The sequence below is a fragment of the Streptomyces glaucescens genome, from assembly GCF_002154375.1.
GTDB lineage: Bacteria > Actinomycetota > Actinomycetes > Streptomycetales > Streptomycetaceae > Streptomyces > Streptomyces glaucescens.
Genome location: NZ_MUND01000258.1, coordinates 1 through 11,936 on the forward strand (window position 1 = coordinate 1; position 11,936 = coordinate 11,936).

General features: G+C 71.8%; 12 protein-coding genes. 4 read left to right on the forward strand and 8 right to left on the reverse strand.

The features are described 5' to 3' along the window. Nucleotides 1–245: 245 nt before the first annotated feature. The 5 genes from CCN42_RS17850 to argC form a co-directional block, all read right to left on the reverse strand. Nucleotides 246–785, reverse strand: a complete 540-nt coding sequence (locus CCN42_RS17850) for an arginine repressor (protein WP_086171658.1) — start codon at nt 783–785, stop codon at nt 246–248. 7 nt (nt 786–792) lie between these two features. Continuing rightward, on the reverse strand, nt 793–1,989 hold the full coding sequence (locus CCN42_RS17855; protein WP_086736935.1) for an acetylornithine transaminase: 1,197 nt from the start codon (nt 1,987–1,989) through the stop codon (nt 793–795). Beyond that, nucleotides 1,986–2,897, reverse strand: a complete 912-nt coding sequence (gene argB / locus CCN42_RS17860; RefSeq protein WP_086171660.1) for an acetylglutamate kinase — start codon at nt 2,895–2,897, stop codon at nt 1,986–1,988. The genes CCN42_RS17855 and argB overlap by 4 nt, the downstream gene beginning before the upstream one ends. Further along, complete coding sequence (argJ, locus tag CCN42_RS17865; protein ID WP_086736937.1) at nt 2,894–4,045, reverse strand: bifunctional glutamate N-acetyltransferase/amino-acid acetyltransferase ArgJ; 1,152 nt, start codon at nt 4,043–4,045, stop codon at nt 2,894–2,896. The genes argB and argJ overlap by 4 nt, the downstream gene beginning before the upstream one ends. A gap of 115 nt (nt 4,046–4,160) precedes the next feature. Beyond that, complete coding sequence (gene argC / locus CCN42_RS17870) at nt 4,161–5,189, reverse strand: N-acetyl-gamma-glutamyl-phosphate reductase (protein ID WP_086736939.1); 1,029 nt, start codon at nt 5,187–5,189, stop codon at nt 4,161–4,163. Nucleotides 5,190–5,348: 159 nt separating this feature from the next. On the opposite strand from argC, the gene CCN42_RS17875 reads away from it, so the two are divergent. Both CCN42_RS17875 and CCN42_RS17880 read left to right on the forward strand, forming a co-directional pair. Continuing rightward, a complete protein-coding gene (locus CCN42_RS17875; RefSeq protein ID WP_086736941.1) occupies nt 5,349–6,065 on the forward strand; it encodes a DUF6215 domain-containing protein in 717 nt (238 codons plus the stop codon). 158 nt (nt 6,066–6,223) lie between these two features. Further along, on the forward strand, nt 6,224–6,814 hold the full coding sequence (locus CCN42_RS17880; protein WP_086736943.1) for a hypothetical protein: 591 nt from the start codon (nt 6,224–6,226) through the stop codon (nt 6,812–6,814). A gap of 60 nt (nt 6,815–6,874) precedes the next feature. Here CCN42_RS17880 and CCN42_RS17885 read toward each other — a convergent pair whose 3' ends face one another. Next, complete coding sequence (locus CCN42_RS17885) at nt 6,875–9,364, reverse strand: alpha-L-arabinofuranosidase C-terminal domain-containing protein (RefSeq protein WP_086736945.1); 2,490 nt, start codon at nt 9,362–9,364, stop codon at nt 6,875–6,877. Between the two features lie 142 nt (nt 9,365–9,506). On the opposite strand from CCN42_RS17885, the gene CCN42_RS17890 reads away from it, so the two are divergent. Next, on the forward strand, nt 9,507–9,953 hold the full coding sequence (locus tag CCN42_RS17890) for a DUF6314 family protein (protein WP_086736947.1): 447 nt from the start codon (nt 9,507–9,509) through the stop codon (nt 9,951–9,953). Here the strand turns inward: CCN42_RS17890 and CCN42_RS17895 are convergent. Beyond that, complete coding sequence (locus tag CCN42_RS17895) at nt 9,935–10,558, reverse strand: histidine phosphatase family protein (protein ID WP_086736949.1); 624 nt, start codon at nt 10,556–10,558, stop codon at nt 9,935–9,937. The genes CCN42_RS17890 and CCN42_RS17895 overlap by 19 nt on opposite strands. Before the next feature lie 52 nt (nt 10,559–10,610). Continuing rightward, nucleotides 10,611–11,093 (reverse strand): GNAT family N-acetyltransferase, encoded by a 483-nt coding sequence (locus tag CCN42_RS17900; protein WP_086736951.1) that lies wholly within the window; start codon nt 11,091–11,093, stop codon nt 10,611–10,613. Nucleotides 11,094–11,184: 91 nt separating this feature from the next. On the opposite strand from CCN42_RS17900, the gene CCN42_RS17905 reads away from it, so the two are divergent. After that, complete coding sequence (locus CCN42_RS17905) at nt 11,185–11,796, forward strand: DUF6461 domain-containing protein (protein WP_143661941.1); 612 nt, start codon at nt 11,185–11,187, stop codon at nt 11,794–11,796. Nucleotides 11,797–11,936: the final 140 nt, after the last annotated feature.

Sequence of the window (11,936 nt, forward strand, 5' to 3'; positions counted from 1 at the left end):
CGCAAAGTCCCGTCTGCCCCGCGACGCCTGGCACGCACTCTCGCCGCGCCGGGCGAAGCCCCAAGTACATCCAGTACGAGGGACTCCGCCCGGCGCGCCGAGAGCACGCACCAGACGCCGCGGGGCCCGCCCTTCGGGCGGACGACGGGACTTTGCGGACACGACCTAGGACGCCCCGAGCGGCGCGGGGAATGGCGCGGCCACCCACCCGCACCCCGGATCCGGACCGCACCCGGCGGACGGCCTCAGTGCCCGTTCTGCGCCAGCCGCAGCAGATGATCGGCGAGCGCCTGTCCCCCGTCCGGCCGCCGGGAGATCAGCAGCAGCGTGTCGTCTCCGGCGATCGTGCCCAGGATGTCGTGTAGCTCCGCCTGGTCGATCGCCGAGGCGAGGAACTGGGCCGCCCCCGGAGGCGTCCGCAGGACCACGAGATTGGCGGAGGCCTCCGCGGAGATCAGCAGCTCCTGCGAGAGCCGCCGCATCCGCTCCTCCTTCGCCGACTCCCCCAGCGGCGCCCGGGGGGTCCGGAAGCCCCCCTCGCTGGGCACCGCGTAGATCAGCTCACCGTCGGTGTTGCGGATCTTCACCGCGTTCAGCTCGTCCAGGTCCCGGGAGAGCGTCGCCTGGGTGACGGTCAGCCCGTCGTCGGCGAGCAGCTTCGCCAACTGGCTCTGGCTGCGCACCGGTTGCCGGTTGAGGATGTCCACGATCCGGCGGTGCCGTGCGGTGCGGGTCTGCGGCACGGCAGGCCCGGCGGTCTGCTCGTGATCCTGCGCCTGGCTCATCGTCGTCTCATTCTCCGGATCGTCCGTCCCCGTTGACTGCGTCGAGGATGCCGGGCAGCGCCTGGAGCAGCGCCGCCACATCGTCGTCACCGAGGTTCAGCGGCGGCATCAGCCGTACGACATCGGGGGCGGGCGCGTTCACCAGGAAGCCGGCGTCCTGAGCCGCCTGCTGCACCTGTGGCGCAAGCGGTTCGGTGAGCACGATACCCAGGAGCAGGCCCGCGCCCCGGACTCGGGCGACGAGCGGGTGTCCGAGGCCCTCGATCCCGCCGCGCAGCTGCTCGCTCTGCCGCTTGACGTTCTCCAGCAGTCCTTCGGCCGCGATGGTGTCGAGGACGGCGAGTCCGGCGGCGCAGGCGACGGGGTTGCCGCCGAAGGTGGTGCCGTGCTGGCCGGGCTGGAGCAGGTCGGCGGCGCGGCCGAAGGCGACGGTGGCGCCCAGCGGGAGGCCGCCGCCGAGGCCCTTGGCGAGGGTGACGACGTCGGGCAGGACGCCCTCGTGCGCCTGGTACTCGAACCAGTGCCCGGTGCGGCCGATGCCGGTCTGCACCTCGTCGAGGACGAGCAGCGATCCGGTGGCGGCGGTGATGGCGCGGGCGGCCTTGAGGTAGCCGGGCGGCGGGACGACGACGCCGTTCTCCCCCTGGATCGGCTCGATGATCACCAGCGCGGTGTCCTCGGTGACCGCGGCGGCCAGTGCCTGCGCGTCGCCGTAGGGGACGTGGGTGACGTCACCGGGCAGCGGCAGGAAGGGGCCCTGCTTGGCGGGCTGGCCGGTGAGGGCGAGGGCGCCCATGGTGCGGCCGTGGAAGCCGCCGTCGGTGGCGACCATGTGGGTGCGCCCGGTGAGCCGGCCGATCTTGAAGGCGGCCTCGTTGGCCTCGGCGCCGGAGTTGCAGAAGTAGACCTTGCCGTCGCGGCCGAAGTGCGTCAGGAGCCGTTCGGCGAGGGCGACGGGGGGTTCGGCGACGAACAGGTTGGAGACGTGGCCGAGGGCGGCGATCTGTGTGCTGACGGCCTCGACGACGGCCGGGTGGGCGTGGCCGAGGGCGTTGACGGCGATACCGCCGACGAAGTCGAGGTACTGCTTGCCGTCGGCGTCCCACAGCCGGGTGCCCTCGCCGCGGACGAGGGGCAGCCGCGGGGTGCCGTAGTTGTTCATGAGCGCGCCCTGCCACCGCGCGGTCAGTTCCTGGTTGCTCACGACTCCCCCTGTTCGTGCGGCTTCTCATCCGGCACGACCATCGTGCCGATGCCCTCGTCGGTGAAGATCTCCAGCAGGATCGAGTGCTGGACCCGGCCGTCGATGACGCGGGCGGTGGTGACGCCGTTGCGTACGGCGTGCAGGCAGCCCTCCATCTTCGGCACCATGCCGGAGGACAGCTCGGGCAGCAGTTTCTCCAGCTGGGAGGCGGTGAGGCGGCTGATCACCTCGTCGCTGTTCGGCCAGTCCTCGTACAGTCCCTCGACGTCCGTGAGGACCATCAGGGTCTCGGCGCCCAGCGCCGCAGCGAGTGCCGCAGCCGCCGTATCAGCATTGACGTTGTAGACATGTCCGTCGTCCTGGGAGCGGGCGATCGACGAGACGACGGGGATGCGCCCGTCGGCGAGCAGGGCTTCGATCGCGCCGGTGTCGATGTCGGTGATCTCGCCGACCCGGCCGATGTCGACGAGTTCCCCGTCGATCTCCGGCTGGTGCCTGGTGGCGGTGATGGTGTGCGCGTCCTCGCCGGTGAGGCCGACGGCGAGCGGGCCGTGCTGGTTGAGCAGCCCGACCAGCTCGCGCTGCACCTGCCCGGCCAGCACCATGCGGACGACGTCCATGGCGTCCTCGGTGGTGACCCGCAGGCCCGCCTTGAACTCGCTGACGATGCCGTGCCGGTCGAGGGCGGCGCTGATCTGCGGGCCCCCGCCGTGCACGACGACCGGCTTGAGGCCGGCGTGGTGCAGGAAGACCACGTCCTGGGCGAAGGCCGCCTTCAGCTCCTCGTCGATCATGGCGTTGCCGCCGAACTTGATGACGACGGTCCTGCCGTTGTGCCGGACCAGCCAGGGCAGCGCCTCGATGAGGATCTGGGCCTTGGGGAGCGCGGTGTGCTTACGAGTGCTCATGAGGAGTAGGCGCTGTTCTCGTGGACGTAGTCGGCGGTGAGGTCGTTGGTCCAGATCGTGGCGGTCTCGGCGCCCGCGGCGAGGTCGGCGACGATGTGCACCTCGCGGTAGCGCATGTCGACGTTCTCGCGGTCCTCGCCGACGGAGCCGTTCTTGCAGACCCAGACGCCGTTGATGGCGACGTTCAGCCGGTCCGGCTCGAAGGCGGCCTTGGTGGTGCCGATGGCGGAGAGCACCCGGCCCCAGTTGGGGTCCTCGCCGTGGATGGCGCACTTGAGGAGGTTGTTGCGGGCGATGGTACGGCCCACCTCGACGGCGTCGTCCTCGGTCGCGGCGTTGATCACCTCGACCTTGATGTCCTTGCTGGCGCCCTCGGCGTCCCGGATCAGCTGCTGACCGAGGTCGTCGCAGACGGTCCGCACGGCCGCGGCGAACGCGTCGTACGCCGGGCTGATCCCGGAGGCGCCGGAGGCCAGCAGCAGCACGGTGTCGTTGGTGGACATGCAGCCGTCGGAGTCGACGCGGTCGAAGGTCGTGCGCGTCGCCGCCCGCAGCGCCTTGTCCAGGGTCGCGCTGTCGAGGTCGGCGTCGGTGGTGAGGACCACCAGCATGGTGGCCAGCCCCGGGGCGAGCATGCCGGCGCCCTTGGCCATGCCGCCGACGGTCCAGCCGTCCTGGGTGACCACGGACGTCTTGTGGACGGTGTCGGTGGTCTTGATGGCGATGGCCGCCTTCTCGCCGCCGTGCTCGGACAGCTCCTTCGCCGCCTTCTCCACACCGGGGAGGAGCTTGTCCATGGGCAGCAGGACGCCGATGAGCCCGGTCGACGCGACGGCGACCTCACCGGCGCCGATGTTCAGCACCTCGGCGGCCTTCTCGGCGGTGGCGTGGGTGTCCTGGAAGCCCTTGGGGCCGGTGCAGGCGTTGGCGCCACCGGAGTTGAGGACGACGGCGGTCAGCTCGCCGGCCTTCAGGACCTGCTCGGACCACAGCACGGGGGCGGCCTTGACGCGGTTGGAGGTGAAGACGCCCGCGGCGCCGCGGCGCGGCCCGGTGTTGACCACGAGGGCCAGGTCCGGGTTGCCGTTCTCCTTGATCCCGGCGGCGATGCCCGCCGCCTGGAACCCCTTGGCTGCCGTGACGCTCACTGCATCTCCTTGTTCGCTTCTCCGCCCGCGCAGCGCAGCGGTGCGGCCATCGTCGTCGTCCGCGGCCCGGTGGCTGCGCGTGCTTCCCCGGCTACCGCTGGGAGGTGCCCCCGGCTCACGGTGCGACTCCGATCGTGGAAAGACCCGTGGTCTCGTCGAGACCCAGGGCGATGTTCATGCTCTGGACGGCACCGCCGGCGGTGCCCTTGGTCAGGTTGTCGATGGCGCTGACGGCGATGACGCGCCCGGCGGCCTCGTCGTACGCGACCTGCACGTGGACGGCGTTGGAACCGTGGACGGACGCCGTCGCCGGCCACTGCCCCTCGGGGAGCAGGTGGACGAACGGCTCGTCGGCGAAGGCCTTCTCGTAGGCGGCGCGGACGGACTCGGCGGTGACACCCGGCCTGGCCTTCGCGCTGCACGTGGCGAGGATGCCGCGCGGCATCGGGGCGAGGGTCGGGGTGAAGGAGACACTCACGGGTTCCCCGGCCGCCGCGCTCAGGTTCTGGATCATCTCGGGCGTGTGCCGGTGGCCGCCGCCGACGCCGTACGGCGACATGGAGCCCATGACCTCGCTGCCCAGCAGGTGGGGCTTGGGCGTCTTGCCCGCGCCGGAGGTGCCGGACGCGGCGACGATCACGGCCTCGGCCTCGGCGAGCCCGGCGGTGTAGGCCGGGAAGAGGGCGAGGGAGACCGCCGTGGGGTAGCAACCGGGCACCGCGACGCGCTTGGACCCCTCCAGCGCGGAGCGGGAACCCGGAAGTTCGGGAAGGCCGTAGGGCCAGGTGCCGGCGTGCGGCGAGCCGTAGAACCGCTCCCAGTCGGCGGCGTTCCGCAGCCGGAAGTCGGCGCCCATGTCGACGACGAGGACGTCCGGACCGAGCTGTTCGGCGACGGCGGCGGACTGCCCGTGCGGCAGCGCCAGGAAGACGACGTCGTGCCCGGCGAGCACGTCCGCGGTGGTCTCCTGGAGCACCCGGTCGGCCAGCGGCAGCAGATGCGGCTGCAGCGCGCCGAGCCGCTGCCCGGCGTTGGAGTTGCCGGTCAGGGCGCCGATCTCGACCTCGGGGTGTGCGAGGAGCAGACGCAGCAGCTCTCCGCCCGCGTATCCACTCGCTCCGGCCACCGCCGCACGTACCGTCATGGGACCTCCTCCTGGATGGCATGACTATACGTATCGCTGCACGTTTATGCAATCACGGCGGCCCGGCCGCCGGAGCGCCTGCCTAATCTCCTTGCCCGCCCGACGATCACCCGGTTAGGGTCCCCGGGCACGTGTCGGGGGATGAGGCAGGCGGGGGACATGACGGAGCACGGGCAGAACGCGAACGCGCCCGCACGGGGACCGAGCGCGTGGGGACAGGCCGCCACGGCCCTGGCTCTGGTGGGGGCGCTCGGCATCGGGCTGTGGACCGTGCAGCAGACGTCGTCCTCGTCCCCGGCCTCGGACGGCACCCCGTCGCCGGCCGGCTGCTCGAGCGGGGAGACCTCGCAGGAGGCGTCGTCCCGGCGCGTCACCGGGACGCAACTGTGCGAGGCCCTGAACCGTTCCGACCTCGCCGAACTGCTGGGCACGCCCGGGCAGAGCGCCAAGACCGCCAACGGCAGCGACGGCTCCTTCAGGACGGGCAGCGGCAAGGAGATCGCCACCCCGTCCGCCCAGGTCGAGTTCGACACCTACACCGTGACGCTGGCGGCCACCTACGACCGTCTTCCGGTGGCCGGGTCCGCCAGGCTCCTGGGGCCGGACGCACGGCAGCGGACCTTTCTGGGCCGCCCGGCCGTCCTGTACTCGAGCCGCACCATCAGTTTCAGCTTCCGTCTCGACGGCGGCGACTCCCGCAGCGAACCCGGCGTCCCGGCTCGCGTGATGTCCGTGGCGCAGGACGCCGCGGACAGCGGCGGTTCCTTCGAGGTGAGCCTGTGGCGCACGGACGGCGGGGTGCCGGACGACGCGGTGCTGCTGCGCGTCGCCGAGACGGTCCTGCCGACGGTACCCCGGTGGACCGGCGGCGCGTGAGGACGGCTCGGTCCACCGCGACGGCCGCGCCGCACGGTGACCCCCGAGGGCCACGCCTCCCGGTGACCCCGACGGCCGCACCTCATGGTGCCCCCGACAGCCACGCCTCCCGGTGACCCCCGTCCGCCGGGCGGACCCCGGCCCGCCATGATGATCACATGACTCCGATCACCAGCCTGGATCTGACCGGCTTCACCGAACGCGAGCCCGGCGTGTGGACCGACCCGCAGGGGCTCGTGCTCTCCGTGCACTTCTTCCCCCTGGTGCCGGACCTGCCCGCCCGGCTCGACGAACCCGAGCGGCTGCGGGCCGGTCTCGCCGAGGGGGCGGCCCGGGCCGGCGGAGGTCTGATCGAGGCGGAGTGCGGCGTCGTCGACGGCGTCCCCGCGGTGCGGCAGCTCGTCAAGGTGCCCCGGCCGCACGGGCGCGGCCAGGTGTTCCTCGGGTCCTGGACGGTCCCGAAGGCCGGGTGCAGCACCGTGTTCAAGGTGCAGGCGGCGGAGGGCGCGACCACCGGGATGCGCGAGGCGATGGTGATGGCGCGGGTCGGTCCGGCGGACTACTTCCGGCCGCACCCGTACGCGCCGGGCCTCAGCGGCGGGCTGCCCTACCACGTGGGCGACCACGAGCAGTGGGACGCCGGTTTCCCGGACCATCCGCTCACCCTGGTCCGGGCCGCCCTGCGCCGGATCACGCCCACGGTCAAGCTCGACGAGCGCTTCAGGGTGCTGCCGCCGTTCGCGGGCTGACCCGCCTGCGCGCGTGCGGGCCGCCGCCCCTCGGACGGCGGCCCGCCCCCCGATCCGGTCCTACCTCTGCTTGATCCGCAGGAAGGTGACCGAGTTCGCCGGGAAGGTGTAGGTGAACTTCTCCGCGACGCCCGAGAACGTGGACGTCACCGGGGCGACCGGGGTGTCCGTCTCGGTGTTCACGTCCTCCGGGTCCCCGGCCAGGGTGGTCACCCGGGCGCGGGACGAGACCTCGGCGCCGCCCAGGTCGATCGCCGTACGGGCGGCCGTGGACCGGGCGTTGACGACCTTGACGATCAGGTCACCGGTGCGCCGGTCCTCGGTGACGACCTGCCGGAAGGGCTCGGCCGGCTTGTCGTCGGTGAAGCTGCCCCACAGCTGCCCGTCGAGGTAGAGGCCGACCTGGCGGCCCCGCACCTTGATGTCGATGTCGTAGGCGCGGCCCGTCTCGATCGAGTGCGGCTTGGAGAGCAGCGTCGACTTACCGCCGTCCGAGGCCTGCTCGACGGCGGACTGGGTGTTGTTCCAGCCGCCGAGGTTCCACCAGTAGTAGTTGCCGGTGTCCTTGACGCCGAAGGCGACCAGGAAGCCCTCCTTGCCGGACTTCTTGGTGGCCTTGACGTGCAGGTCGTAGTCCTTCCAGGCCGGGTCGCCCGCGGTGACCAGGGTGTTCTCTGCGGCGGTGTCGGTCTGGACGTAGGCGCCGTCCTGGACGGTCCAGCTGCCGCCGCCGGAGTGGGTCCACTTCGAGGCGTCACCCGAGAAGTCGTCGCTCAGCAGGGTGGTGCCGTCGGCGGCGGTGACCTTCACGTCGTCGTACGCGGCGCTGGTCGCCCAGGTGGACAGGCCGACCGCGCCGGCGATCGGGCCGCTGACGTCCGGGGTGCCGGTCGCGGTGGAGGGGACCACCCGGTCGCCGGTGTTGTTCATGAACAGTTTCTGGACCTCGTAGCTGGCCGAGTTCCAGGACGCGCGGTTGTTGAACCAGATCATGTCCGGCCGCCACTGCACGTAGTCCTCGTTGGCGAGCAGCGGGGCGTAGGAGGCGAGCTTGACCACGTCGGCGTTGCGCTCCAGGCCGGTCATGAACGCGGCTTCGGCGAGGGCGTTCTTGAAGGCGTTGCCCTGGGAGGCGTACTCGCCGAGGAAGACCTTCGGGCCGTTCCTGTCGTAGCTGTCGTAGCGGTCGTTGTTCTGCAGGAACCACTGCGGGCTGTTGTAGTAGTGCTCGTCGACCATGTCGACGCCCGCTTCGCGGTTGAGCTGCCACAGCCGGTCGAAGGTGGTGCCGGTGTCGTCGGGGCCGGAGTTGGAGACGACGGTGATGTCCGGGTACTTCGCCTCGATCGCGGCGCGGAACTTCTGGAAGCGGGCGAAGAACTCGTCCGGCAGGTTCTCCTCGTTGCCGACGCCGATGTGGGTGAGGCCGAAGGGCTTGGGGTGGCCCATCTGCGCCCGCACCTTGCCCCAGGTGGAGGTGGCCGGGCCGTTGGCGAACTCGATCAGGTCGAGGGTGTCCTGGATGTGCCGCCGCAGCAGCGCCTCGTCGTCGGTGGCCCGGTTCTGGCCGCAGCCGGTCACCAGGGCGGGGACGACGGGCAGCGGCATGGCGCCGATGTCCTCGGCGAAGCGGAAGTACTCGTAGTAGCCCAGGCCGTACGACTGGTTGTAGCCCCAGAAGTTGGCGTTCGTGGCGCGCTGCTCGACCGGCCCGACGGTGTCCTTCCACTGGTAGGCGCGCTTGCGCTGCCAGCCGCTGGCCTCGCTGTAGTCCTGCATGGAGCCGGTGTTGACCAGGCAGCCGCCGGGGAAGCGGAGGAAGCCCGGACGCAGGGCCTCGATCTTCTCGGCGAGGTCCTTGCGCAGGCCGTTCGGCTGGTTCTTGTAGGTGTCGCGCGGGAACAGCGAGACCATGTCGAGCGCGACGGCGCCGGTGGAGGCGACGGCGAGGCGGCCGCGGTTGCTGGTACGGGTCGCGGTGAAGGTCGCGGTGTACTTGGCCCAGCCGCCCCTGACGCTCACCCGGCGGGCGCCGGCCAGGTCACCGGCGGCGTCCTTGAGGGAGACGGTGAGGGTCGTTCCGGCGGTGGCGCGGGCCCACACCGAGAAGTCGTACCTCTTGCCCTGCTCCAGCCGGATGCCGGTGTTGTAGCCGGTGTTGGCGACCGACGAACCGGCGCCGAGGGAGAGGTAGTTGCGGTTGCGCTCGTTGAGCCGGCCGGCGTCGTCGACGACCTGTGCGGTGCCGTCGACCGTCCAGGAGGTCAGCGGGGTGTACGAGGTGTTGTCGGCGGTCGAGTACTCGAAGGACCGGTTCTGCACCAGCTCCGCGTACAGGCCGCCGTCGGCCGCGCGGTTGATGTCCTCGAAGAAGACGCCGTACATGGTGTCGTCGATCGTCGCACCGGTGGCGGACGGGTCGACGGTGATGGCGTAGTCGGCGACGGCCTCGGCGTGCGCGGGCGCGGGCACGAGCACGGAGGCGACGGCCAGCGCGGCGGTGGCGGCCAGGCCCAGTCTCCAGCGGGTGGTGCGGGTGGTGCGTGACATGGATACTCCGCGGCTCTCTGTTCCGGAAAGGATTTGTTCGAAATATCGGACGTTGGTCAGCACTTCGAACGGCAAGATAGGGAGGGGGCGCGTACGCGTCAATGGGTCGCGCAGCAGCGGACGGGACGGAGAACGGCGGACGATGGGCGAGTTCTGGCCAGTGCCGGAGGTGCTGACGTTTCTGGCCGGGAGCTGGCGCGTCGACCGCTCGGTGCGGGATCTCGCGAGCGGGGACGAGGGCCGCTTCGACGGAACGACGGTTTTCGGCCCCCTGGAGGGCGGCGCGCTGCTGCACCGGGAGTCCGGCCTCTTCGTCTGGCACGGCGTCGCCCGCCCCGCCGAGCGGACGCTGCGCTTCCTGCCGGGACCGGCCGGCGCGGGAACGGCCGAGGTGCGGTTCGCGGATGGACGCCCGTTCCACGACCTGGATCTGACGACCGGGCACTGGGTCGCCGACCACCCCTGCGCGGCCGACCTCTACCGCGGCGAGTTCACCGTCCGGGACGCGGACCACTGGCGGACCGTGTGGCGGGTCCGGGGCCCGGCGAAGGAACTGGTGCTGACGACGGACTACGCGCGCGTGGGCTGAGCCCAGACGCCGGAAGAGGCGTGGGAGGCGCCGAAGGGACCGTCGAACCGCAGGTTCCAGCGGCCCGCGTGCCCGGTCACCGTGATCGTCGACAGCGGACGGACGTCGATGTTCCAGTACGTCGGCGCAGGTGCCTTCAGCGCGTACACCAGCGCCGCGCGGATCACCGACGGCTCGGCCACCGCGACGATCCGGCAGCCGTCCTCCCGGGGCCGGGTGTCCAGCCAGCCGCCGACCCGGCCGATGAAGGCGAGCAGCGACTCGCCGCCGTGCGGGGTGCCGCGCGGATCGGCGAGCCACGCGTCCACCGCCTCGGGCTCACGGGCCATCGCCTCGCCCAGGGTCAGCCCGCGCCAGCGGCCCATGTCGCAGTCCCGCAGGGCGAGCTGCGCGAGCGGCGCGAAGCCGAGGGCGTCACCGGTGGCGCGGCTGCGAGGCGTGGGCGAGCAGTAGCGCAGCTCGGCCGCCGCCAGCGGCAGCAGCCCGCCACCGGCGCGCCGCACCTCGTCCCAGCCCGCCTGGTCCAGCGGCCGGTCGTCCCCGAAGCGCTCCGCCGGCCGCTCGGAGCTGCGCGCGGTGGCGACGAATGTGACCCGAAGTGCCATGCGGGGATGGTGAGCCGCGCGAGAGTGCAGGTCAAGAGCTATTACCGAGGGGTTACTCAGGGTTCGGCCCGGTCACCGACGGTGTGCCCGGGTCCCCCTGGTCGAAGTGCAGCGCCATCCACTGGTCCGGCCGCTCCAGCGGCGTGAAGCCCAGCTTCTCGTAGACGCCGTGCGCGTCGTGGGTGGCCAGCAGGACGCGCCGCAGCCCGTACGGCCGCAGCTCCTCCCGCACGGCCGCCACCAGCGCCGTCCCGACGCCCTCGCCCCGCACCGACGGGTCCACGTACACATCGCACAGCCACGCGAAGGTCGCCCGGTCGGTGAGGACACGGGCGTAGGCGATCTGCTTCCCCGAGGCCGTGGCGTACACCCCGAAGTTGAGCGACCCGGCGATCGCCCGGTCCTGCTTCTCGCGGGGCCTGCCGAGCGCCCAGCACGCGTCGGTGGACAGCCACCGGTGCACCCGCTCGGCGTCGACGCGGTCGGGGTCGGTGGAGATCTCGTAGCCCCCGGGGAGGCCGAAGGTGTCGGTCATGCGGGGAGGCCGGCAGGCCGGGCGTCTCGGAGTCGACCGGTTTTTCGCAGGTGGGGAGGGACTGTCAGTGGGTGATGCGATGCTGCGGAGCATGAACGGGATCACGACCGCCGCGGACTACGGGTGGCTGGAGGAACGGTACGCGGACCTCATGGAGGCGTACTGCGTGACGCTGGTGCGCGGCCTCACCGCCGAGGAGCTGCTCCAGCGGCTGGGAGCCGAGCCGGCCGGCCGGTACACCGGGGTGACCGAGCTGGCGGATCCGGCGTACGAGGTCGGCTCTCCCTACCGGCTGTTCGTGGGCGCCGCCACGGTCGGCGACTGGGCCCTGATGGTGGAGCACAACGGCTACCTGGGCACGGTGGACGAGGCGATGCTGCCCCTGTCGCGCGGACGCACGGTGGTCTCCCACTTCCGCAACGTCAACGCGGTGGACCACTTCAACTGGTACGAGGACGGGACCGTGCGCCTGCACTTCGAACCGCTCTTCGCCCACCACCGCGACGGCAGCCACCCCGACGCGCTCCTCACCGAGATGCGCGAGGCGGGCTTCGACCTCCGCGACGCCGACGACTGCGACACCGACGGTCACACCGAGGCCGCGTTCGCCCTCGCCCACCGGCTCACCGGCATACGCCTGACCCCCGAGCTGTTCGACACCGCCGAGTTCACCTGCGGCATCGCCCCGGTCCCGCGCTCCTAGGTCGTGTCCGCAAAGTCCCGTCGTCCGCCCGAAGGGCGGGCCCCGCGGCGTCTGGTGCGTGCTCTCGGCGCGCCGGGCGGAGTCCCTCGTACTGGATGTACTTGGGGCTTCGCCCGGCGCGGCGAGAGTGCGTGCCAGGC